Genomic DNA, 23231 nt, shown 5'->3' on the forward strand with positions numbered 1-23231 from the left:
CCCTGGACTTTTTCCCTGAAAATTAGGTAATTTACCCGATGAAAATGGGTAAAACCCCACACCCCACACCCCACACCCTACACCCTGCCCCTAGGAAAAACTTTTTCAGCAGACCCTAAGTAAAGAGATTGACGGCAGAATTCTCTGAGTTAGGAGTCAGATTTTTCAATCAATTACTGGTCAAATATTATTATGCAAATGCTAAAATATTCCCTGATCGTCCCCATCTATAACGAGGAAGAAACTATTGCCGAACTATATCGCCGGGTGAGTGCCATCATGAATAATTTAGATGGGGAGGTAGAATTAATCCTAGTAAATGATGGTAGTAAAGATAGTTCCTTAAAACTGCTGCGAGAACTGCACAAAGCTGATTCACGAGTGTGTTATATCAGTTTCGCCCGCAATTTTGGTCATCAAGCGGCGGTAACTGCTGGACTTAATTTTTGCCGAGGACAAGTAATTATTGTTTTGGATGCCGACCTGCAAGATCCGCCCGAATTAATTCCCCAAATGATTGAAAAATGGCAAGAGGGGTATCAAGTAGTTTATGCCCAAAGAACCAAAAGAAAACAAGAAAGTTGGTTTAAAAAACTGACGGCCTATCTCTTTTATCGTTTGCTTAAAAGACTAGCTGATGTGGATATTCCCGCCGATACAGGAGACTTTTGTTTAATGGATCGTCAGGTGGTAGATCTATTAAATTCTCTCCCAGAAAGAAATCGTTATATTCGTGGGTTGCGCGCTTGGATTGGCTTTCCACAAACTGCGGTTAAATTTGAGCGGGATGCGCGCTTTGCCGGGGAAGTAAAATATACCTTTAGCAAATCATTATCTTTAGCTATTAATAGCCTAGTATCTTTTTCCCGTGTCCCCTTACGTTTTGCCACCTATCTAGGATTATTTTCTGCCCTGATATCTTTGATTATGGCTCTGTTAGTATTGTATTGGCGTTTACAGCAGCCCAACTCTCCGATCACGGGTTTTGCCACGATTATGATCGCTATATTTTTTCTGGGTTCTGTACAGCTAATTAGCATCGGAATACTAGGAGAATATATCGGCAGAATTTACGAGGAAGTTAAAGGCAGACCCACCTATACAATTGCTGAGTTAGCTGGCTTACAAATTTCTTGATTCTTGTCAGTAGGAATCGGTAATTTTTTGCTGTTTTGCCCATCTGGATCAAACTTGATCCGCCTTAGCGATCGCCAATTATTAAGCCTTGGCGGAGAGTTTCTCCGTCTTGGAGAATCTCTGGACAATAACGATCGAGCATTCTTGGCCAGCGACGGACAGGATCACAACTCTCTGTGGCATAGACAAGACGACCAAAAACGGAATTTTTTAGCCCAGTTTCACAGAGACGAAATTTCACCTCTGTTAGCTGGACTGATAGCTGATTGGAATCGCTAATAATTTTCTTGCGGATTTGTGGCACCAGGATTTTCTTGGTAGGAAAAGCTGCTACCAAACTCGAATTCCCGTCCGTAGGCTTCCTCTCCGTGTTCAGGAACATCTAACCCTTCTGCTTCCGTATTCGGTTTAACCCGCAGCTCCATAAATAGACTGAGAACTTTCAGGATAACAAAAGTACCCACGGCAGCAAAGATATAAGTAGCGGCAACGCCAACAAATTGCGTCCACAGTAACCCCGGATTCCCAAAAAATAAACCATCATTTCCGACTGAATTAACTGATTTTGTGGCAAAAAGCCCCGTAAGCAGCGCCCCTATGGTCCCGCCGACACCATGGACGGGATAGGTATCCAAAGAATCATCAAAGCGCAATTTTGCCCGCAGACTAACCGCAAAAAAACAGCTAAGGGCAGTGATCGAACCAATGAGAATCGCCCCGATCGGCAGCACATAACCGGCAGCGGGAGTAATACCCACTAATCCCCCTAAAAATCCACTAGCAATACCGATCGCTGTCGGTTTACCCCGTAAAATCCATTCTATAAGCATCCATGTCAAACCACCGGCCGAAGCGGCGATCGTGGTATTAACAAAAGCTGTGGCTGCCAGCGAACTAGAAGAAAGCGCGCTACCCCCATTAAAACCAAACCAACCGAACCAGAGTAAACCGATACCCAGGAGAACAAAAGGCACATTATGGGGTGCATAGGCTTGGACACCAAAACTACGCCGCGGACCGATCACCCAGGCGGCCACCAGTGCGGAAATCCCGGAACTAATGTGAACAACGGTTCCACCGGCGAAATCCAGCGCCCCAGTGGCTGCCAACCAACCCTTACCCCAAACCCAGTGAGCTAGGGGAGAATAGATAAAGGTGGACCAAAGCAGTAAAAACCAAAAATAGGCTTTAAAGTTAACCCGTTCCACGATCGCACCCGAAATTAAAGCCGGGGTGATGATCGCAAACATCATCTGATAGACCATAAACACTTGATGGGGAACGGTGGGTGCATAACCGATATTGTCAGGTGCGGCGGCGGTGACACCGTTGAGAAAAATCCAATCTAGTCCCCCGATAAAAGCTTCGATCCCTTCACCAAAGCCACTTTTACCCGGGGTGACATCGAAAGCGAGACTATAACCCCAAAACACCCAAGTTACACCGATGACGCCCATGGCTACCAAACTCATCATCATGGTGTTGAGGACGTTACGGGAACGCACTAAACCCCCATAAAAAAAAGCCAGTCCGGGGGTCATTAATAAAACTAAAGCTGAGGAGATCAGCATCCAAGCTGTATCTCCAGCACTAATCGGATTGGGGGGAGCGGCGGCGACGGTTTCCGCAAACACCGGGGCAACTCCGAAATTGAATCCTAGTCCCAGCAAAAGTATGGTTATTCCTACGATCTTTTTCATTGACGGTTGGTGGTTAGTAGCAAGATTAATTTTTTCTGTCTGGAAAGAGATAAAAACCGAAAGAGAAAAGGTTTAGAAGGCAATTATAGCCACCGATCGCAGCGGGGCGAGGCCTTCTTCCTTTTCTCTTTAACTTTGTCGGGGATAGATTAATCTATCTTTACAAGGTTTAACCTAACGAGTGCTAGGCGTTTCCATGTCAACACTGGAAGCATAATAGCCACCAGTAACGATATCGGACTCCTTGACGAAACCGCTATAGGCTTCCATTCCGTGTTCACCCACATCCAAACCTTCCATTTCTTCTTCGGGAGTAACACGAATACCGAGGGTAGCCTTAAGGATTGTCCAAACAATACCACTGACAATCACGGTAAATGCCCCTACTGCCACAATCCCGATAATTTGGTTAATAAACAGTTGGAATTGACCGGTGATTAAACCCGCATCTTTGTTGAAGATACCGACGGCTAAAGTTCCAAACACACCACAGACGAGGTGAACGGAAGTCGCACCCACGGGGTCATCAATTTTCAGGTTATCGAAGAAAGCCACCGAGTAAACCACGACTACACCGGCAATTAAACCGATGATTGCCGCCGACCAATAGGATACACCATCACAACCGGCAGTAACGGCTACTAAACCGGCGAGAATACCGTTAATAATCATCGAAAGGTCGGGTTTACCATCTTTCGCCCAAGCGGTAAAGGTAGCGGCAATGCCACCTGCAGCCCCGGCGAGGTTAGTGGTGACAGCGATATAGGGTACAGTTTCATTAACTGCCAAAGTAGAGCCGGGGTTAAAACCGAACCAGCCAATCCAGAGAATTAAACAACCCAGGGTCGCGATACTCATGTTATGGCCGGGTAAGGCACTGGTGCGACCGTTGATGTATTTACCCATTCTCGGCCCGAGAATTGCCGCCCCGGTTAAAGCAGACCAACCACCTACCGAGTGGACCACCGTCGAACCGGCGAAGTCTTTAAAACCAAGGTCAGCTAACCAACCGCCACCCCAAACCCAGTGACCGGTGATCGGGTACATGATACCGACAATAATTAAGCTAAAAACGAGGAAATCGACGAATTTAATCCGTTCTGCCACTGCCCCAGATACAATGGTTGCCGCCGTTCCCGCGAAAGCGACTTGGAACAGGAAGAACACCGAGGTGGGCAAATATTTCGGCATGGCGTAGGTGGCAGGATCGCTACTGCTGAGGAACCAACCTCCTGTCCCGAAAAATTCGTTACTGACAGACCCAAACATCAGGGAGAAACCGATCGCCCAAAATGATATGGTGGAGAGGGCGAAAACGATCAGGTTTTTGGCCAGAACGTTAACGGCGTTTTTCTGGCGACAGAATCCCGTTTCTAGCATCGCAAAACCCGCGTTCATAAAGATCACGAGGATGGCGGCAATTAAAACCCAGATTGTATTGAGGGCGTTTTGCACATCTTCGGGGGTTAGGGGTTTCGCATCTTGGGCCTGTACGGCCGTGTTCCAAACCACAAAAATAATCGCAGACAAGGGAACACAGGCTAACCAGACAGGGTTAATTTTCGGTAACAAACCGACAAGTTCCCCAGATTTTCGAGCAATTCGTTTCATCGTTAATTCATTTACTTTTTTGAGTTAGTAGGTCGATTCATTACTGTTGAAAATAATTACCGAGCAATTATGTCCGTTCAACCGCTAAATCCTAGGAACAGGGGTCAATCATTTCAGAAGACCAAACACCTAGGGATTTATCTTGATCTGTGAGTAGTCAATGTTTTTCGATCTTTGTTTTTTTGATCTGAAATTTCTGTATTCGTTGATACATTTTATTTTAAAATAATAAGTAGTTGGACAAAAGTAAAGTTAACTGTGGGGTAAGGAGTCAGTATTCAGGAGATGATTTTTATTTATTCTCCCCACACCCTAGGGTCGTTTCATTCTCTCAAATGTCATTCTCTCAAATCCTTATCTGGCAACGTTTTTAGTCGATTTCTCAGAATAAATATCTGAAAATTTTTCAAAACGTCGTGCTTTGCTTACCTCATAAGCGATTAAAGGTAGCAAAAAAAAGAATTAGATTCGGAGAATGAATCAGCCCTACCCCACACCCCATCACCCCATCACCCCATCACCCCATCACCCCCATCTCCCAATTCATAATTCACAATTTATAATTCCCACTGATTACTGATCACTGATAAAGTCTCCCCTCCTTTGGAGAAATCAACCATGGCCCAGGCAACAGAATTCGATCGCACAATGATGCAAAGATGTCTAACCCTTGCTAGGCAAGCCTTAGGCCGGACTTCTCCTAATCCTTTGGTGGGTTCTGTGATCGTTCAAGAGGGGACAATTATCGGCGAAGGTTTTCACCCAGGGGCCGGACAACCCCATGCAGAAGTTTTCGCCCTGAGACAGGCAGCAGAAAAAGCCCGTGGTGCCACTTTATACGTCAATCTTGAACCCTGTAACCACTATGGACGTACTCCACCCTGTAGCGAGGCAATTGTGCAAGCAGGCATTAAAAAAGTGGTGGTGGGGATGATCGATCCTAATCCCCTGGTGGCGGGGAAAGGTATTCAAAGATTAGAATCAGCAGGCATCGAGACGCTGGTGGGAGTGGAGGAGTCCGAATGTCTTCAACTCAATCAGGGTTTTATCCATCGCATCACCGCTAAAAAACCCTTCGGTATCCTCAAATATGCCATGACTCTCGATGGCAAAATTGCCGCTACTAGCGGTCATAGCACGTGGATTACTAGCCCCGCTTCTCGCCAAATAGTCCATCAATTGCGATCAGCCTGTGATGCGATTATCGTCGGCGGTAGCACTGTCCGTCAAGATAATCCCCACCTAACCACTCACGGCCTCTCCGATCATAATCCTCTGCGCGTGGTCATGACTCGATCGCTCGATTTACCCTCCTCTGCCCATCTTTGGGATACCAGTCAATTTCCCACGCTTGTTTATACACAAATTGATGCTAATGTCAAGCTTAAGCAACAATTATTAACAAAAGGCGTGGAAGTGATCGAACTAACCGAGGTGACACCCACTTTAGTGATGGAAAATCTTTATCAGAGGGGATTTTGTCAGGTTTTGTGGGAGTGCGGCGGCGGTTTAAGTGCAGCGGCGATCGCTGAGGGCATGGTACAAAAAATTATCGCTTTTATCGCGCCCAAAATCATCGGGGGAATCCAGGCGCCCACTGCCGTGGGTGATTTAGGATTCCAGTTAATGAGCCAAGCTTTACAGCTAGAAAATGTCACGGTTAATTATCTCAATCCCGATATTTTGATTGAGGGATATCTGCCAAGTGAAAAGTAGAGCTACTGCAATTCTGGCTCAATCAGCAAATCTCAACCAACCGCTTGCAAAAGTCACAAAGTCATCAATAACCCCGATAATCTGGCAATTAACCCCGATTTTTGCGATCGAGTTCTAGAAATCGCCCCGCTGCCGTCAAATGCGTTTATCGGTACGGTTATCCCCCTAGAAAAAGTTGGGCAATCGCTCTGTGATCAATGGTGCCATTATCGAGCAAAATAAAAAAGTTAGAATAGTCAAACCCTTAGTGATTGAACGTATGACGGTACTCGAAAAAGGTAATATCACGATTCATACCGAGAATATCTTCCCTATTATCAAAAAATCCCTCTACACTGACCATGAAATTTTTCTGCGGGAATTGATATCTAATAGTGTTGATGCCATCTCGAAATTAAAAATGGCTTCCTTAGCAGGAGAAGCGAGAGGAGAAGTCCCCGAACCAGAAATTAATCTCGCCATCGATAAAGAAAATCGTACCCTATCAATTACCGATAATGGTATCGGGATGACGGGGGAAGAAATCAAGAAATATATTAACCAGGTTGCCTTTTCCAGTGCGGAAGAATTTATCAATAAATACCAAAAATCAGCCAACGATTTAATCGGTCATTTTGGACTAGGTTTCTATTCGGCTTTTATGGTGGCTAAAAAGGTAGAGATTGATACTCTTTCCTATCAGGAAGGTGCTACCCCTGTCCATTGGTCTTGTGATGGTTCTCCAGAGTTTGAATTAACCGATTCTTCCCGCAGCCAAATCGGCACGACTATCACCCTAACTTTAATGGATGAGGAAGGGGAATATTTAGAACCTGCCCGCATTCGCCAGTTAGTCAAAACCTACTCGGATTTTATGCCCGTTCCCATTAAAATTGATGGGGAAGTGATTAATCAACAACGGGCTTTATGGAAAGAATCTCCTCAAAATCTGACTAAAGAAGACTACCTAGAATTCTATCGTTATCTCTATCCTTTCCAAGAAGAACCTTTACTCTGGGTACATCTGAATACCGATTATCCTTTCTTGCTCAATGGCATTCTCTACTTTCCCAAACTCAGACCGGATGTAGATGTCTCAAAAGGACAATTAAAGTTATTCTGTAATCAGGTTTTTGTCAGCGATCATTGCGAGGAGATTATTCCCGATTTCCTGATGCCCTTGCGAGGAGTTATCGATAGTCCAGATATTCCTTTAAATGTGTCTCGAAGTGCTTTAACCAAAGATCGCACCGTTCGCCGTATTGCCGATTTTATTGCCAAAAAAATTGCTGATCGCCTCAAATCTCTCTATAACGAAGACGCAAAAGAATATATTCGTTGTTGGGGAGATGTGGGAACCTTTATTAAATTTGGTTCCTTGAAAGAGGATAAATTTAAACAGCAGGTAGAAGATATTTTAATCTATCGCACTACCTACAAACCCCCAGAAACCCCGGTACAAGTGGCAGTGCAAACCGCCGAAGGTGACGCATGGCAAGAAGCGACGGCGAAAACTCCCCTAGAAGCGATCGAACAGGAAGGTTATACTACTCTCAAAGCCTACCTAGAACGCCATAAAGAACGCCACGAAAATCGAGTTTTTTACTGTACCGATCCTCGTAGTCAATCCACCTACGTTGAACTCTACAAAAATCAAGGTTTAGAAATCCTTTTCTTTGATTCTTTCATCGATACTAATTACTTTATTCCTTTCCTAGAAAGAGAATACTCCGATGTGAAATTCACCCGGGTTGATTCTGAATTAGACTCGACGCTGCTCGAACAGGATCAAGCTAGTGAAATTATCGATCCCAGTAGTAATAAAACCAGGGCTGAATTGATCAAAGAAATTTTCGCCAAAGCCCTCGATAATTCCCGCATCAATATCAAAACTGAAGCCTTGAAATCCGATGATCCCCAAGCTACTCCCCCGGCAATTGTCTTACTTCCAGAAGCGATGCGACGCTTACAGGAAATGACGGCAATGATGCAACAAAAAGCCATGGCTTTCCCCGAAGAACATATTCTGATGATTAATACTAATCATCCCCTAATTCAACAGATTATCCAGATTAGTCAGGGAAGTATTGTTACCGGTAGCGGCGAATCTCCATCGGCGCAATTAGCGAAAATGCTCTGTCAGCACGTTTATGATTTAGCTTTAATCGCTCAAAAAGGATTTGATGCTGAGGGAATGCAAGCTTTTGTGGAACGTTCCAATCGCGTTCTGACTAAGCTAACCGAAAAGATTTAATCTATTGCCAAACTTTGGCTGTTTCGATATGCTGAGAGTGTGTTAGTTCACACTCTTTTTTTAACCTGATCAATATGATCTAGCGATAAGCTATCTTGCCGCCGTCAGCCTTGAATCAGTTATCAGTTATCAGTTATCAGTTATCAGATGTAAGTTTTCAGTTCACTTATACTGTTCACTTATACTGTTTACTGTTTACTGATAAGTAGGGAGGCACAATTATTTGTAGGATGGGTTAGCGGTAGCGTAACATGAGCGGGCGTTGGGTTTCATGCTTCAGCCCAACCTACGTTCTGTTTACTGATAACTGTTTACTGATAACTGATAACTGATAACTGAAAAATGCGCTTACCCACCCTCAAATATGAGCGAGGAACCTTAATTCTCCATCCACCACCAAAGGGGAAAAAATGGCTAGATTTTGCCACTTGGGATGATCGTATTGAAAGATTTCGCATTTTGGCCATTCATTATCGTCCTCTCGTGGAAACTCTACAGGAGGAGGGCATTAACTTCCAAGATGAAGCAAAAGCTTTCAACAATTTAGAATTAATTGCCAGTTTTGAACGGGAACCCTACCCCCACCAAACGGAAGCGTTAATCGCTTGGAAAAAATCCCAGAGAAGGGGTGTCATTGTCCTTCCCACCGCTGCCGGCAAAACCTATCTTGCTCAATTGGCACTGCAATCGACTCCCCGCAGCACCTTAATTATCGTGCCGACTATTGATTTAATGCACCAGTGGTATGCCCAGATGTTGGCGGCTTTTCCCGATGCCGAGGTGGGATTATTAGGGGGAGGTTCTAAGGATAATAGTGCTATTTTAATCGCCACCTATCAAAGTGCGGCAATTTACTCGGAAACTCTTGGCAATCGTTACGCTTTTTTGATTTTTGATGAATGTCATCATTTACCATCGGATTTCTTTCGGAAAATAGCGGAAGATTCGATCGCACCCTATCGTTTAGGCTTAACAGCAACACCGGATCGCGGTGATGGTAGTCATCAAGATTTAGATTATCTTATCGGTACAATTGTTTATCAAAAAAGTCCCCAAGACTTGTCAGGAAAAGCCCTAGCCGATCATGAAATAATTCAAATTAAAGTGAAACTATCTGCCAAAGAACAGGAAAAATATCAAGAAGCAATTAAAATTCGCAATGATTTTTTAAGAAGAAATAATCTCAGTTTGTCCGGTTTAGATGGTTGGCAAAATTTTGTCATGATTAGTGCCAGAAGTAGCGAAGGGCGCCGGGCCATGTTGGCCCACCGGGAGTCGAAGGAAATATCCTCTGGAACCCAGGGAAAATTGCGGGTTTTAGCCGAGTTAATCTGTGAACACCATCCGGAACCAATTTTAATTTTTACCAACGATAATGCCACAGTTTACCGCATTTCCGAGAGCTTTTTAATACCTGCCATAACCCATCAAACTCCCGTGAAAGAACGCCATGAAATCCTGACCCGTTTTCGTCAGGGAGAATACAAAATTCTGGTGACTTCCCATGTTCTCAATGAAGGGGTTGATGTGCCGGAAGCAGGCATCGCGATTATTTTATCGGGAACCGGTTCCACTAGGGAATATATTCAGCGTTTAGGACGGGTGTTAAGAAAAGGCCAACAAGAGGATAAACGGGCGATTTTGTATGAAGTGATAGCCGAAAATACCACGGAGGAAAAAACCTCCCAACGACGACGGGGAGAGCAGAAAAATAAAACTAGCTATAAAACCGGTAATCGACAATTGGAATTATTGCCTTCTGCTCCGAAAAAATCTTTTTCTTTCCCGAAAGCTGCCGAATCTTCTACCCCTTGGGTAAGTTCTCCGGAGTCAGAGGAAGAATAGAAAATTTCTCTGGGGGATTTTCCTCTATAATAAAGGTAAGTAGGTAGGTGTTAAAAGTTGTCAGATACCCCCCTTATCAAGGGGGGCAGGGGGGATCCGCACCCCCCTTATCAAGGGGGGCAGGGGGGATCAGAGGCAAAATCTATCTTCAATTTAATTATAACTACTTACTTAAAAAATCTAGATTGATACCCCTATGACCGAACTTGCCCAACAAAAATGTCAACCTTATCAATCGGGTTCTTCTCCTATCACTGCCGAGGAAATTACCGCTTTACAGGCTAAAATTCCCGATTGGAATCTCTTAGAATACGAGGGTATTCCCCGTCTGCAAAAACTCTATAAATTTGCCAATTTTCAAGGGGCAATCGCCTTTACTAATGCCGTGGGAGAAGCAGCGGAAAAAGAAGGCCATCACCCCGCTTTATTGACAGAATGGGGTAAAGTTACCGTTTCTTGGTGGACCCATGACGTGGGGGGATTACATCAAAATGATTTCATCATGGCTGCCCGTACCGATGATATTTATCGCCAACAAAATGCTTAATCGTAGGCGCGAATCATCGCTTGGGTTCCCTGTTTAATTCCCTTGCCTTCGTCCAATTCCGCTACTACTTTAAATAGAGTTTCCGCTAAATCTGTCCCGGGCAGAATTTCCCCGGCTGTCTGGGCAGTTTCTTTAACTAATCGCAAATCTTTTAAAATATGTTCAATCATAAAAGCTGGCTGTAAATCTTGGGCGAGGATTTTTGGTCCCAAATTTTCCAAAGCCCAAGAACCCGCCGCCCCCGTTTTACAGACTTCTATGACTAAATTGGGGTCTAATCCTTGAATTTTTGCCATTTTTAGAGCCTCACACAGCGCCACCATGTGAACCGCCCCCAAGACTTGATTACAGAGTTTTACCGCTTGTCCGTTGCCGATTTCGCCACACCAGCGAACAGTTTTGCCCATGGCTTGAAAACAGGGCAAACAAGTCTGAAAATCCGCTTCTTTCCCCCCCACCATAATGGTTAAAGTGCCGTTTTTCGCCCCAATATCGCCCCCAGAGACGGGAGCATCGAGAAAACGGAGATTATTTTCCTCTAGCTTTTTACCAATCATCCTAGCGGCTTGAGAGCCAATGGTACTCATATCCACCACCAGAGTTCCCACCGCTGCCGATTCCATGACACCCCCCGGTCCTAAAATTACCGCTTCCACGTCAGGCACATCCCCGACGCAGGTAAAGACAATCTCGGCATCCCTGACGGCGGCGGCAATATTAGAACAAATGTTCGCACCTGCTGCCCCAGCAATGGTTATCCCCGGCGCCTCTGGGGTACGATTCCAAGCATTGACAGCAAAACCCTGACGGACAAGATTAACCGTCATCGGCGCTCCCATCACTCCTAATCCTAAAAAGGCAATTTTTTGACTCATAATTTTGGTAATCAAGGGAACAGGGTGTGGGGTGTGGGGAAGTGGGGAAGTGGGGAAGTGGGGAAGTGGGGAAGTGGGGAAGTGGGGAAGTGGGGAAGTGGGGAAGCTGTTTCATCACCCTATCACCCCAAAACCCTCCGCAACGCGCACGCAGTGACCACCCTATCTCCTGACAACCGACGGCTAAACTAATTCTACCATTTGCAGAAATTGGGCTTCTGAAAGGGTTTTAATGCCTAATTTTTGAGCCTTTTTGAGTTTCTCACCGGGGGCTTTACCGAGGAGAATATAATCAGTATTCGCACTGGGGGAACTGGTAACAGTACCACCGACATTAATAATCAATGATTTCGCTTTCTCGCGACTGATTTTGCTGAAGGTTCCTAGTATAACTACGCTTTTTCCCCTTAGGGTATTTTCAGCGGATTCTTGACTTGTTTGGACTATCTTTGCTGCGGGTTGCACTTCTAAACTTGTATCGGCAACCGGGATTTTTTCTGCTGCTACTACCCGGGTTTCCTTGGCAATCACCGGGGGGGTTTCCGGCTCTTCTACTACAGGAGTTTCACTAATAACTGCTTCTGGTTCATTAGTGGTAATAGGGGCAGTTTGTTTAGAGAAATCGTCTCTTTCTTGCTGTAGGTTTTGAATTTTAACCACTAAAGCGGCGATTTCTGCTTGCTTAGTTGCTAACTCACCCTCAAACTTAATTTTTTCCTTTTCTAAAGCTTTAGCTGCCGTTTTTTGGGCTTCTAAATCTTGAGTTAGTTGGCGATTTTGTTGGCTTAATTCCTCGATATGACGGGAAGTTGTGGTTTCTAATTGGTCTTTTTCGGAACTTAACTGGTGTAGTTGAATCTCTAAATTAGAAATGTTTTCCCGATAGGTTTCTAGCTGTTGGGGTAACTGGGTTAATTCCTGTAATTGCCCTTCTAAATCAGCAATTTTTGCCTGAGAATCAGCTAATTGTTGGGGTAACTGGGTTAATTCCTGTAATTGCCCTTCTAAATCAGCAATTTTTGCCTGAGAATCAGCTAATTGTTGGGGTAACTGGGTTAATTCCTGTAATTGCCCTTCTAAATCGGCAATTTTTGCCTGAGAATCAGCTAATTGTTGGGGTAACTGGGTTAATTCCTGTAATTGCCCTTCTAAATCGGCAATTTTTTCGGCAGCAGTGGTTAATTCTGCCGATAATTCCCCTTTCTGGACTTCTAAAGCTTGTAACTCCAGTTTAGCTGCTTCGAGATGAGCGCCGAGACTGTCCTTTTCGTCGGTTATGGCTGTCACTTGAGCGACGGTTTCTTGGAGTTTTATAGTTAAATTGTCGCATTCTTGGCCTAAAGAGAGCGATCGAGTTTGACTTGCGGCTAAATCTTCGCTGAGAGACTTTTTTTGCTGCTCTAACCCGGTAATTTGACCCTGTGAGCTGGCTATTTCCTGCTGTCCTCGCTCATACCGTTCTGTTTGGTGAGTCAGATTCTGTTCTAAGGTTTGAATTTGACCTTGCAAGCTGGGAATTTGGGCGGCTAAATCGCTTAATTCTTGGTTTTTATGCTCTAAATCGGCCACTTTTGCCTTTAATTTCTCGGCTTTTTCTAGCTCTTGCTGTAATAGAGTTTTATCCTGTTCTAGGGTCTGAATTTGACTATAGAGAGAGGTGGTCTGTTTTTTGGTCAAATCAAATTGACGGTTAATTTCACCTTTTTGCTGCTCTAAAGTTTGAATCTGTGCCTCTAGGCTAGTAATTTGGGCTTTTTCTGCCTCTAACTGCTCCATCAAACCAGCTTTCTCCGCTTCTATTTCCTTAGCGGTGGTTTTCAGTTGTTCGATTTCACCCTCACCTATCTGGACAGCTTGCTGGAGGGACTGGAGAGAATTTTCTAAATCCGTAGCTTTGTGCTGTAATTGGGCGGAATGTTGTTCTATGTGAATTATTTTGGCGTGCAGCTGCTGATTTTCATCTTTTAAGTCTGATTGCGCCACTCCTAAACCCTTGACTTGAGCCAATAAATCTGAGTTACTTTGCTGTAATTGCGCTTGTGCGGCTAAAAGGGCGGTATTTTTGCTGACGAGACCAGAGCGCGACCAGAGGAATAGTCCTCCGAAAACAGCACTTAAACCTAATCCTTCATAAATTAATTCGTTGAGCATATCTACCCTCCTAGACAAGCGAAAAACAGTCACCTAACCGAACTGATGCGGCAATTTTGGTTATAGACCTACATCTCTACTTATATCAGTTACGGGGTGCATTCGGGGGAAGGGCGGGAAAAAGTCACTTCTTTCCTCCCGGTGTAAAAAGGTGATTTAGCTATTCGCGTTATGCTAATTTGTACCTGATCCCATTCTTGGGTGATTTCCAGGTCAATTTCTTCCTGATGATTAAAATAGTAGCCTATTGCCGCAGGAGCTTCGGCTGATAATTATCCATTGTCAATTGCCTATTATCCATTGACCGCGATCGCCTTTTGACCTTTGACCCCTTCCCCTTAAACTGCGATCGCTGATTAGTTGATAGTCAATAATTGATTGAAAAAACACGGATGAGAAGCTAGGGACATTTTTTCTCGGCCAAGTCGCTAGAATGGGACTAGACTTCTCAAGCTTGAAGAATCTCCCTATGTCAGACGCTGTAACGATCGCCGATATTTACAAGTTATTTGAAAGAACTGAGGCCCAATTTGCCGAGTTTCAAAAGGAAGCTGATCGCCGCAGTGCCGAAGCTGATCGCCGCAGTGCCGAAGCTGATCGCCGCAGAGAGGAAGCTAATCGCACGATGGAAGAATTAAAAAAACAGGTACAAGAAACGACCAAAGCTGTTAATAACCTAACAACACGCTGGGGCAGATTCGTTGAAGAAATGGTAGAGCCTGCGGTTGTGCGTTTATTTCAGGAACGGGGCATTGATGTCACCCAAACGATGAGTCGCTTGAAAAGTAAGCGTCCTGGGGCGGCAATGGAGATTGATATTGTGGCGGTGAATGGGAGCGAGTTGGTGGCTGTGGAATGTAAATCTCGACTGTCGAGGGATGATGTAGATGATTTTGTCAGCCGATTACAGCGATTTAAGGTTGCTTTCCCCCAATTTCGAGAGTTTAGGGTTTATGGGGCAGTGGCAGGCATTGAAATTGATCAGGGGATAGATGTCTATGCCTATCGGAGCGGTTTGTTTGTGATTAAGCAATCGGGGGAAACGGTTAAAATTATCAATGATGCTCAGTTTCAACCTTTGGGTTTTGCTTAAGGTGTTTAATCTCTTTTTTAAGAAGGCGTAATTTTGCGATCGCCCTTTGAATTGATAGTTGATAATGTAAACTGTCAGGAGTCATTTTGGAAACCATCATGGAAATAAAAAATATTAAACAAAAAGCCAGAAATTTAATCGATAAATTGCCAGAAATTCTACAGGGGATGATACACAGGTAAATTAAATGTAATTGATTATGTTTAATTAGTAGTAATAGAATTGGTGCGTTACGGCGGATTGTTAGTTTTATTTTATTATCCAAATTAGTAGCCGCAAACACGCACCCTACACTCTACAGCAGCTTAACAGGAGTCGCACTCATGGTTCTGGTATTTGTAAATCTCGACAAATTTTTCGCGTCAAGAATTCATTGATTTCACGATGGCGCGGAATGGCTGAAGATTTCTGATTGACACGATTTACATAAATCGTATGATTGCCGCCTTCTCTTAAGAATTCACAGCCATAAGCTTCTAAATGACGAATTAAGTTTATACGTTTCATGCAGCCCAGAAAGTAACAGACTCTCGAATCACTTCTTGTCCTTGCAGTTGCTCTTCAGCTAATATACGATTAGCTTCTAAAACTAGCTCAATTGCTTCCTCTAAATTGCTTCTAGTTTCTTCTAGAGTCTCTCCTTGAGTATTAGCTCCTGGCAATTCTTCGACAAAACCAATATAGCCTTCGGGAACTTTCTGGAATATTTTTGTTAGTTTTAGTTGCATGATTTACCTCAGAATTTTAAATTATATCACCCACCATCATTAAAGTTAGCGGTGCGTTACGCTATCGAAGGGCGCACCCTACAATCGTCGGCTATTATCAAATAATTATAAATGATTTTGCCCGTTTATCGGATGGGGTGTTGGGTAACAGTCGTCAACCCAACCTACCTTCCGCGCTTTCTAGCTGTCGGTTCTAAGAGTTAGATTACCAAGTACAAGCTGAGCTAAGTCATCAGCTTTCTTTGATTGTTCTGCCGCCAATGTCCTTAGCGTAAACTCTTGTTCGACAGCATCTCCAATTTGTGTTTGAATCTCTTCTGGGGGAACAATTATTTGTAATTCTAGTAATCTAGACGGGCTAATTCTCTGTCGCCCCGTTGCACCAGTAACGTTTGCTGTCGCTTGTCGGGTAAAATGATCAGAACGTAAAGCCCGAAAAAGGTAATAAAGATTAATCTCGGCTTGTGATTTTTTTCGCAAAACAATAAATTCAGTTGAAGCTACTGCGTTAGTTACATCTTGAGTTACTAGCGCAATCTTTTTGTTGGCCAAGCTGGGCATGATCTTGGCGAAGAGAATGTCATTCTTTTGAAAGCGATGTTTTGTACTTCCAATCTCATTTCCTTGATTAAGTTTAAGAGTTAATATATAGCCATAAATATCATCTACTTCTCGTAAATCTATATATTCAAATATTTGACCAGCATATCTACTAGAGCGTGGATTAACGCTTCTTGATACAACATCTACAAAGTTTCCTAAAGGCTGCTGTTCAAACTCACCTATTTGCTCATGCAAATATTGTGTATAAGCTGCACCAGCATCAACTGTATCGATACTACGGGCTGATTCTTCAGTGATTGTTAATATTAAAGGGTCTGGTTTAATTAACTCGATAGTCATTGCAATTCTAGTTTTACTCTATGATAGGCTTCCGCGATAACAGGTAAATCATTGAGATCAGTTTCTCTATAATATTTTGAGGTAATGTCATAGCCAACGTGTTCTGCTTGTGCTAAAAAACGCTTTTTATTGTCTCCAGTAGTCTTCTTGAGATACAAAACACAGGTTCTAGCATTAGACCCCCCAAACGGCTTAAATGATCCGACAGGTAAGCTTATACAACCATGAATATGTGTACGAGATTTCACAAAGTTGCGAACTTCAGTCTCGGAAACTCCGCTGGCAACACCATGGGGCAAAATAACTAGCAAACGTCCAGTTTCAGGCTTTAATAGTCGAATTGCTCTCTCAAGAACCAAATAGTCTGAACCTTGAGCAGCTTTACCTCGTCCTAGATAATACCGGTTTAAAGTAGCAGAATCTTCATAGGGTATATTGAACGGGGGATTAATGAGAATTACATCAAACATTGCTGCGTTATTTTGCTCAATATTTAAAAAATCAGTTCTGCGTCCATCTGTATTCTCAAAAACATCTTCTCTAATTGAATCTCCTGTATAAATATGTTCATAGCCATCACCATGTAAAATCATATTTATTCGACATAAAGTGGCTAACCGAGGATTTATCTCAATTCCCCATAGATTATTCGTGACAAGATTACTAACTAAATGATCTTTTTCATCTTGGCTAGAATCAAGAAATCGAATTTTTTTGCGGACATTAATAAACGCTCTAATAAGAAAGCCTCCACTTCCGCATGATAAATCAAGGACTTTTTCTCCAATTTTTATATCAGCTATCTCAACCATGAACTCAACTAATTGTCTTGGGGTTAAATACTGTCCTAAGTCCCCTCGGAGTGTTCCAGTAAGAAAGGCCTCATAAACAGAACCAACTACATCTCCTCCTGCTCCAGCCAAGCCAAGTGGTGTCTTAAAACCATAAAGACCAAAAGGCTCTAATTCACGAACAATTTTTTCAACAGTTTCGTTGCTTCTAATTTGAATTTGAGTTCCCGTAGGGAATACATTAAAAGTCTGTTTTGCGTCAGTAAACATTTGCTGTAAAGCAGCTAGAGGTCCACTGCCAAGAAGCCAGGAAGATGTAAAGCGATTGGGTGCAAGGCCTTCAGCATCTCTTTTCTCTTCGTTAAACTTACAAGTGAGAATTTTAGTTAGCTCATCAAATGCAGACTCGGCAATGAGTCCTTCTTTAGCTAACTCTTTTCGACATTCCCTAAATGCTATTTCTAAGTCACCTTTATTTTCAATAGTTACTAAAAGTCGCTCAGCAGCTTGTCGCTTTTCCAATTGAACTACATTGCTAGAGACAGTAAGTATTGTGCTTTCAAGCTCTTGCGGTTCAGGAACGGATTCTAATCCGCCAATATCGTCTCTATCCAAATAATAAATCTCCCAATCACGTCCATTAGTCAGAACTGCAATTGGTGTAGATGGTTCAAGAAGTTGAGCATAGGAAAGCGCTTGGTTAACATCCTCCTCGCTCAATCGATGCTGAATACGCTTGGTTTCAACCACAAGAGCCGGACGTTCCCCAATATAAACAACGATATCAGCTTGCTTTCTAAATCTATGTCCTGAAGTTCCAGTGATTGAGACTTTTCGACGTATCTGGTTCCTGTCGTAACCAAGCCTCATTATGAAAGGAATAACAACATTCTCAGCACAGTCGTCCTCAGAGTTCAACGGTGGTGCTTTGCGAAAAATGTCATCTAAGATAGCCTGTTTATTCAACGGCATAATAATCTATACACCTATGGGTTACACGACAACTAAGCCTACTGCAAACCAGAGCAGTAGGTAAATAGCTTAAACCGTTGCGTTGCTGTTACAGGCAATACTACTATTAACCAGCTTAGTTGGGGAAAAAATCTCAATTACTATCAATGGTTGACCTAAGAAAATATTTCAGTCTCTCCGTCGGGAAATAACCTATTAGAGACTGAAAAATCTTAGTCATTCCATTCCCCTTTGGGTGGTACGGGAGGATTGCGTCGAAGATGGCGGGTTAAGTCCTCATCTGGTTCCCTTTCCCCTCTTAGCCACTGTTTAATCGCCGTTTCGATAATGCGACTAGGATCGTTAGTCAGGTGTTTAATCTGTTCTAAAACTTCCGAGTCAAGGTGAATAGCGATTTCAACTTTCTCCGCCGTGCGCTGAGTCGGTGTAGCATTTTCGTTCATAAGCTCTATCAATTATTGCTATCTATCATTCTACCCGTCAGTCGAGGATTCTTATCCAAGAGTTTATCTAGGATCTGCTGAAAAAAGTTTTTCGTGGTGGCAGGGTGTAGAGTGTAGGGTGTAGGGTGTAGGGTTTTACCGATTTTGAAGTAGTCAGTTACCTAATTTTCAGGGAAAAAGTCCAGGAATTTTGCCCCCGATCACTCCATAGGCACTTTTTGAGGGAAAAAAGTCTAAAAGCCTTATCCAACAAGGTTTTTATATTTATTCAGCCAGCCCTATCTATAGTAATCCGATTTGGACAAATCTTACATCTTTACCCTAGCCATTGCCCTTTCCCTGATTTTGTCACCATAATCAAGCCTACCATAGTTTCCTGTGGATGCCGAGAGGGGAAGCCAAGGCCGAAACCCTGACTATACTTGCAGTTTAGCTTTTTTTACCTTTTACTTTTCGCTTTTGCTCCAGCCTTAGAGACTTTACCTCTACAATGAATTAAGGAATCTAAAATTTTATAAACCCCTGACTTTTGCCAACAGTGAACCACGATGACTGACGTTCCCGTTTCTCGCATTCGCAATTTTTCCATCATCGCTCATATCGATCATGGTAAATCAACTCTCGCCGATCGCCTCCTGCAAATTACAGGAACCGTAGCCCAACGGGAGATGAAAGAACAATTTCTCGATAATATGGACTTGGAACGGGAACGAGGTATCACCATCAAGTTACAGGCGGCACGCATGGATTATACCGCTAAGGATGGTCAAAAATACGTTCTTAATCTGATTGACACCCCCGGCCATGTGGATTTTTCCTACGAGGTTTCTCGGTCTCTAGCGGCGTGCGAGGGAGCTTTATTAGTTGTGGATGCGTCCCAAGGAGTAGAGGCGCAAACTTTAGCCAATGTTTACCTAGCACTGGAAAATAACCTCGAAATTATCCCAGTTTTAAATAAAATCGACCTACCCAGTGCCGAACCGGAACGAGTCGCGGCGGAAATCGAGGAAGTGGTGGGTTTAGACTGTAGTGAGGCGATTCGTGCCTCGGCTAAGGCTGGGATCGGTATTAATGATATTCTAGAGTCGATCGTCCAATTAGTTCCCCCTCCCCAAGATACCCTCGAAGAACCCTTCCGAGCTTTAATTTTTGATAGTTATTACGACGCTTATCGAGGGGTAATTGTCTATTTCCGCGTCATGGATGGTCGGGTGAAAAAGGGCGATAAAATTCGTTTTATGGCTTCTGGTAAAGAATTTGTTATCGATGAATTGGGAATTTTATCACCGCAACAGGTACAGGTAAATGAACTTCACGCGGGAGAAGTGGGTTATCTGGCAGCCGCAATTAAAACTGTTGCTGATGCCCGGGTGGGTGATACGATTACTCTAACCGCTAAACCAGCACAAGAGCCTTTACCCGGTTATACAGAAGCAAAACCGATGGTTTTCTGCGGATTATTCCCCACCGATGCTGATCAGTATGCCGATCTCAAAGATGCCCTGGAAAAGTTAAAATTAAACGATGCAGCTCTATCCTACGAACCGGAAACTTCTAGCGCCATGGGTTTTGGTTTCCGTTGCGGTTTCTTGGGACTGCTACACATGGAAATCGTCCAGGAAAGACTAGAAAGGGAATATAACTTAGATTTAATTACCACTGCTCCCTCGGTAGTTTATCAGGTCACTACCACCGATGGGGAAATTGTCGAAGTGGATAATCCCAGTTTGTTACCTTCCCCACAAAAACGGGAAAAAATTGAGGAACCTTATATCCAAGTGGAAATGATTACTCCGGAAACCTATGTAGGTGCTTTGATGGAATTATGTCAAAGTCGTCGGGGAGTTTTCAAGGATATGCGTTATTTTACTAAAACTCGCACCGCTTTGATTTATGAGTTACCTTTAGCAGAAGTGGTGACAGACTTTTTTGATCAATTAAAGTCTCGATCGCGCGGTTACGCTAGTATGGAATATCAATTAATTGGCTATCGGGAAAATGAGCTAGTTAAATTAGATATTATGGTCAATGGTGATCCCGTTGATGCTTTAGCGATGATCGTTCACCGGGATAAAGCTTATTATGTTGGTCGCGCTTTAACTGAAAAGTTAAAAGAATTGATTCCCCGGCATCAATTTAAGGTTCCCATTCAAGCAGCTATTGGTTCTAAAATTATCGCTAGTGAACATATTCCCGCTTTAAGAAAGGATGTCTTAGCTAAGTGTTATGGTGGTGATATTAGCCGCAAGAAAAAGCTGTTAGACAAACAAGCAAAAGGGAAAAAACGGATGAAAGCGATCGGAACTGTTGATGTCCCGCAAGAGGCATTTATGGCAGTCCTAAAACTCGATCCTCAGTAAAATCTTGGGGTGAGAATTAACTCACCCTTTTTAGTTTTAGCAGTGGGGAATTATTATGAAACTTTTGAGATTATCCTATCAAGATTTATCCTCTGGATTAAGTATAGATTCTTGCAAATTTTTTCCAGATTTGAATTTATTAGTTGGTATCTCAGGTGCAGGAAAAACCTCGATTTTAAAGGCTATTAGTAATTTAAAAAGAATCGCTAACGGTGAGTCTATAAATGGAGTAAAATGGGATGTAGAACTTTTAACCAATGATCATGTTCGTTATCATTGGTTGGGTGAATTTGAGGTTAGAAAAGCTCGTTCTCTCATCAAGATTGAAGAAGATGAAGTCAATAGTAATGACGGCGAAAATAAGGTTAGTATAATTAGGGAAACTCTTTTAAAAGATCAAGAGGTTTTGATCGCAAGAAATCAAGAGGTAATTGAGTTTAAACATTCAAAGACACCAAAACTACCATCTTATTTAAGCTGTATAGAGCTTTTCAATCAAGAAGAAGATGTTTTCCCTGTTCGACAGGAATTTAACAAAATGGTTTTCAATCCACTTAAGTTTAATATCTCATCTTCAACATTGGATAAAATCCTTAGAGACTACGAATATACCTCTCTCTCTGAATTACAATCGAGTCAACTTCCTATTTCCGACAAACTACTGATCACTTATAAAAAATATCCCGATACGTTCGAGATAATAAAGAGAAAGTTTTTAGATATTTTCCCTCAAGTTGAAGATTTAAAAATAGAATTTTTAGAACCATTCAAACTAGGTGATATTGGTATGCTTGTTTCATTAACTCCAATTTTTTTACTTGAAGACTTACCTCGCATACAAATAAAAGAAAAAAACTCTCATGTCTGGATTGTAGAACCAAATATCTCCTCTGGAATGATAAAAAGCCTGATGTTCTTAGCAACGATCGAATTATCTCCTGATGGCAGTGTTATATTAATCGATGAATTTGAAAATAGTTTGGGGGTTAACTGTTTGGACACTTTAACAGAAGATTTATTAGTTAATTATCGAGATTTACAGTTTATTATTACCAGTCATCATCCCTATATAATTAATAATATCAGTCCTGCCTATTGGAAAATAGTCACTCGTAAAGGAGGAGTAATTCAGGTACACAATGCGGCTGATTTTCATATTTCTAAAACTCGACAAAAAGCCTTTATTGATCTTATCAATGTCTTAGAAGAATTTCCCCAAGGAATTAGTTAATCGATGAATATTTATTTTTTAGTTGAAGGAAGAAGTACCGAAAAAAAGCTTTATACTGCCTGGTTAATTCATCTTATTCCCGAAATTGAGCGAGTTGATTTTTACGATCAAGTAAATCGCAATAATTACTTTATTATTAGTGGTAATGGCTACCCCTCGATACTTGATGAGGTAATTCCTAACACCATCGATAAAATTCAAGAAGTATCCAAATATAACTATCTAGTCATCTGTCTCGATGCTGATGAGGATACTGTCGAAGAAAGAGAACAATATGTTAATGACTTTATCACCAAAAATATTACTATCCCCGCACAACTTGAAATCGTGATAATCATTCAAAATCGATGTATTGAAACATGGCTCCTAGGCAATCGCACAATATTTAATTGTAAACAACCTTTACAGGGACTTTTAGCTGATTATGTTCAACACTATGATGTTTACGAAAATGATCCCGAACTAATGGGTAGATTTAATTGCAGAAATCATGCCGATTTTCATTTTGCTTATCTAAAGTCTATTTTTGAAGCTAAAAAGTTGTCTTATTCTAAAAAATTACCTGGGGTAGCTCAAGAACAATACTATCTTAATCAATTAAAAAAGCGTATCGATAAAACTGAACACTTAAAAACCTTTCAGAAATTTATTAATTTTTGTGATAATATTCGCCAAAATTTCCGATAAATTGATCTGTGGTGCTTCTGCCAAGGATGAAATATAAGCTGATCTGGCATCGTCTCCTGACTAATAGCTGATTGAGAATACAAGACTATGACAAGGCTTTTGTCCTATAAATTTCTAGGTCGGCAGATTTTTGTAGTATTGTAGTATAATGGTAACTCCAGAAAAACAATCATAAAAGTGCCTTCAGTCTCTTCAGTTAGCAGTTATC

Annotated in this window: 19 protein-coding genes; 9 read left to right on the top strand and 10 right to left on the bottom strand. The window is 42.4% G+C overall.

The window, feature by feature from the left end; translation table 11 throughout:
- Positions 1-198 precede the first annotated feature (198 nt).
- Positions 199-1137: a glycosyltransferase family 2 protein gene (locus tag EWV68_RS19590; RefSeq protein ID WP_061433408.1), complete on the top strand. Its 939-nt coding sequence runs from the start codon at positions 199-201 to the stop codon at positions 1135-1137.
- A 64-nt stretch (positions 1138-1201) separates the two neighbouring features.
- On the opposite strand, the gene EWV68_RS19595 is transcribed toward EWV68_RS19590, so the two are convergent.
- The 3 genes from EWV68_RS19595 to EWV68_RS19605 all read right to left on the bottom strand — a co-directional run bounded on the left by EWV68_RS19595 (position 1202) and on the right by EWV68_RS19605 (position 4448).
- Positions 1202-1441 (bottom strand): hypothetical protein, encoded by a 240-nt coding sequence (locus EWV68_RS19595; protein ID WP_287170777.1) that lies wholly within the window; start codon positions 1439-1441, stop codon positions 1202-1204.
- Positions 1413-2837, bottom strand: coding sequence for an ammonium transporter (locus EWV68_RS19600; protein WP_061433375.1), 1425 nt, complete (start codon positions 2835-2837; stop codon positions 1413-1415). Before EWV68_RS19600 ends, EWV68_RS19595 begins: the two co-directional genes overlap by 29 nt.
- A gap of 174 nt (positions 2838-3011) precedes the next feature.
- Complete coding sequence (locus tag EWV68_RS19605; RefSeq protein WP_287170778.1) at positions 3012-4448, bottom strand: ammonium transporter; 1437 nt, start codon at positions 4446-4448, stop codon at positions 3012-3014.
- Between the two features lie 618 nt (positions 4449-5066).
- Here EWV68_RS19605 and ribD point away from each other — a divergent pair.
- The 4 genes from ribD to EWV68_RS19625 all read left to right on the top strand — a co-directional run bounded on the left by ribD (position 5067) and on the right by EWV68_RS19625 (position 10789).
- A complete protein-coding gene (gene ribD / locus EWV68_RS19610) occupies positions 5067-6164 on the top strand; it encodes a bifunctional diaminohydroxyphosphoribosylaminopyrimidine deaminase/5-amino-6-(5-phosphoribosylamino)uracil reductase RibD (protein ID WP_287170779.1) in 1098 nt (365 codons plus the stop codon).
- Positions 6165-6423: 259 nt separating this feature from the next.
- Positions 6424-8397 carry a molecular chaperone HtpG gene (gene htpG / locus EWV68_RS19615; RefSeq protein WP_287170783.1) on the top strand — a complete coding sequence of 658 codons (1974 nt, stop codon included), beginning with the start codon at positions 6424-6426 and terminating at the stop codon, positions 8395-8397.
- Positions 8398-8739: 342 nt separating this feature from the next.
- Positions 8740-10242, top strand: a complete 1503-nt coding sequence (locus EWV68_RS19620) for a DEAD/DEAH box helicase (protein WP_061433378.1) — start codon at positions 8740-8742, stop codon at positions 10240-10242.
- A 196-nt stretch (positions 10243-10438) separates the two neighbouring features.
- Positions 10439-10789, top strand: a complete 351-nt coding sequence (locus tag EWV68_RS19625; RefSeq protein ID WP_002744294.1) for a 4a-hydroxytetrahydrobiopterin dehydratase — start codon at positions 10439-10441, stop codon at positions 10787-10789.
- Here the strand turns inward: EWV68_RS19625 and EWV68_RS19630 are convergent.
- Together EWV68_RS19630 and EWV68_RS19635 are read right to left on the bottom strand one after the other, a co-directional pair.
- Positions 10786-11664 (bottom strand): NAD(P)-dependent oxidoreductase, encoded by an 879-nt coding sequence (locus EWV68_RS19630; RefSeq protein WP_287170780.1) that lies wholly within the window; start codon positions 11662-11664, stop codon positions 10786-10788. The genes EWV68_RS19625 and EWV68_RS19630 overlap by 4 nt on opposite strands.
- A gap of 183 nt (positions 11665-11847) precedes the next feature.
- On the bottom strand, positions 11848-13815 hold the full coding sequence (locus tag EWV68_RS19635) for a BRCT domain-containing protein (RefSeq protein WP_287170781.1): 1968 nt from the start codon (positions 13813-13815) through the stop codon (positions 11848-11850).
- Positions 13816-14284: 469 nt separating this feature from the next.
- Between EWV68_RS19635 and EWV68_RS19640 the strand changes: the two genes are divergently transcribed.
- Positions 14285-14908, top strand: a complete 624-nt coding sequence (locus EWV68_RS19640) for a DUF3782 domain-containing protein (protein WP_061433379.1) — start codon at positions 14285-14287, stop codon at positions 14906-14908.
- 321 nt (positions 14909-15229) lie between these two features.
- Here EWV68_RS19640 and EWV68_RS19645 read toward each other — a convergent pair whose 3' ends face one another.
- The 5 genes from EWV68_RS19645 to EWV68_RS19665 form a co-directional block, all read right to left on the bottom strand.
- Positions 15230-15415, bottom strand: coding sequence for a type II toxin-antitoxin system HicA family toxin (locus tag EWV68_RS19645; protein ID WP_002735013.1), 186 nt, complete (start codon positions 15413-15415; stop codon positions 15230-15232).
- Positions 15412-15636, bottom strand: coding sequence for a type II toxin-antitoxin system HicB family antitoxin (locus EWV68_RS19650; protein ID WP_002734968.1), 225 nt, complete (start codon positions 15634-15636; stop codon positions 15412-15414). Before EWV68_RS19650 ends, EWV68_RS19645 begins: the two co-directional genes overlap by 4 nt.
- Positions 15637-15816: 180 nt before the next feature.
- Complete coding sequence (locus EWV68_RS19655; protein WP_002762203.1) at positions 15817-16539, bottom strand: restriction endonuclease subunit S; 723 nt, start codon at positions 16537-16539, stop codon at positions 15817-15819.
- Positions 16536-18302 carry an N-6 DNA methylase gene (locus EWV68_RS19660; protein WP_012266711.1) on the bottom strand — a complete coding sequence of 589 codons (1767 nt, stop codon included), beginning with the start codon at positions 18300-18302 and terminating at the stop codon, positions 16536-16538. The genes EWV68_RS19655 and EWV68_RS19660 overlap by 4 nt, the downstream gene beginning before the upstream one ends.
- Positions 18303-18514: 212 nt before the next feature.
- Positions 18515-18745 (bottom strand): type II toxin-antitoxin system CcdA family antitoxin, encoded by a 231-nt coding sequence (locus EWV68_RS19665; protein ID WP_061433385.1) that lies wholly within the window; start codon positions 18743-18745, stop codon positions 18515-18517.
- Positions 18746-19293: 548 nt separating this feature from the next.
- On the opposite strand from EWV68_RS19665, the gene lepA reads away from it, so the two are divergent.
- The 3 genes from lepA to EWV68_RS19680 are packed head-to-tail and all read left to right on the top strand — an operon-like array spanning position 19294 to position 23023.
- Positions 19294-21105 carry a translation elongation factor 4 gene (gene lepA, locus EWV68_RS19670; protein ID WP_002762209.1) on the top strand — a complete coding sequence of 604 codons (1812 nt, stop codon included), beginning with the start codon at positions 19294-19296 and terminating at the stop codon, positions 21103-21105.
- Between the two features lie 55 nt (positions 21106-21160).
- A complete protein-coding gene (locus EWV68_RS19675) occupies positions 21161-22336 on the top strand; it encodes an AAA family ATPase (protein ID WP_061433387.1) in 1176 nt (391 codons plus the stop codon).
- Positions 22337-22339: 3 nt separating this feature from the next.
- On the top strand, positions 22340-23023 hold the full coding sequence (locus EWV68_RS19680) for a hypothetical protein (RefSeq protein WP_061433388.1): 684 nt from the start codon (positions 22340-22342) through the stop codon (positions 23021-23023).
- The last annotated feature ends 208 nt before the right edge of the window (positions 23024-23231 follow it).

The sequence above is a fragment of the Microcystis sp. M_QC_C_20170808_M9Col genome, from assembly GCF_007095495.1.
GTDB classification, from domain to species: Bacteria; Cyanobacteriota; Cyanobacteriia; order Cyanobacteriales; family Microcystaceae; genus Microcystis; species Microcystis aeruginosa.

Excerpts from the sequence above, each read along its gene's own strand:
- EWV68_RS19590 (WP_061433408.1), top strand. The coding sequence starts at position 199 with ATGCTAAAATATTCCCTGATCGTCCCCATCTATAACGAGGAAGAAACT.
- EWV68_RS19600 (WP_061433375.1), bottom strand. The coding sequence starts at position 2,837 with ATGAAAAAGATCGTAGGAATAACCATACTTTTGCTGGGACTAGGATTC.
- EWV68_RS19605 (WP_287170778.1), bottom strand. The coding sequence starts at position 4,448 with ATGAAACGAATTGCTCGAAAATCTGGGGAACTTGTCGGTTTGTTACCG.
- ribD (WP_287170779.1), top strand. The coding sequence starts at position 5,067 with ATGGCCCAGGCAACAGAATTCGATCGCACAATGATGCAAAGATGTCTA.
- htpG (WP_287170783.1), top strand. The coding sequence starts at position 6,424 with ATGACGGTACTCGAAAAAGGTAATATCACGATTCATACCGAGAATATC.
- EWV68_RS19620 (WP_061433378.1), top strand. The coding sequence starts at position 8,740 with ATGCGCTTACCCACCCTCAAATATGAGCGAGGAACCTTAATTCTCCAT.
- EWV68_RS19625 (WP_002744294.1), top strand. The coding sequence starts at position 10,439 with ATGACCGAACTTGCCCAACAAAAATGTCAACCTTATCAATCGGGTTCT.
- EWV68_RS19630 (WP_287170780.1), bottom strand. The coding sequence starts at position 11,664 with ATGAGTCAAAAAATTGCCTTTTTAGGATTAGGAGTGATGGGAGCGCCG.
- EWV68_RS19635 (WP_287170781.1), bottom strand. The coding sequence starts at position 13,815 with ATGCTCAACGAATTAATTTATGAAGGATTAGGTTTAAGTGCTGTTTTC.
- EWV68_RS19640 (WP_061433379.1), top strand. The coding sequence starts at position 14,285 with ATGTCAGACGCTGTAACGATCGCCGATATTTACAAGTTATTTGAAAGA.
- EWV68_RS19645 (WP_002735013.1), bottom strand. The coding sequence starts at position 15,415 with ATGAAACGTATAAACTTAATTCGTCATTTAGAAGCTTATGGCTGTGAA.
- EWV68_RS19650 (WP_002734968.1), bottom strand. The coding sequence starts at position 15,636 with ATGCAACTAAAACTAACAAAAATATTCCAGAAAGTTCCCGAAGGCTAT.
- EWV68_RS19655 (WP_002762203.1), bottom strand. The coding sequence starts at position 16,539 with ATGACTATCGAGTTAATTAAACCAGACCCTTTAATATTAACAATCACT.
- EWV68_RS19660 (WP_012266711.1), bottom strand. The coding sequence starts at position 18,302 with ATGCCGTTGAATAAACAGGCTATCTTAGATGACATTTTTCGCAAAGCA.
- EWV68_RS19665 (WP_061433385.1), bottom strand. The coding sequence starts at position 18,745 with ATGAACGAAAATGCTACACCGACTCAGCGCACGGCGGAGAAAGTTGAA.
- lepA (WP_002762209.1), top strand. The coding sequence starts at position 19,294 with ATGACTGACGTTCCCGTTTCTCGCATTCGCAATTTTTCCATCATCGCT.
- EWV68_RS19675 (WP_061433387.1), top strand. The coding sequence starts at position 21,161 with ATGAAACTTTTGAGATTATCCTATCAAGATTTATCCTCTGGATTAAGT.
- EWV68_RS19680 (WP_061433388.1), top strand. The coding sequence starts at position 22,340 with ATGAATATTTATTTTTTAGTTGAAGGAAGAAGTACCGAAAAAAAGCTT.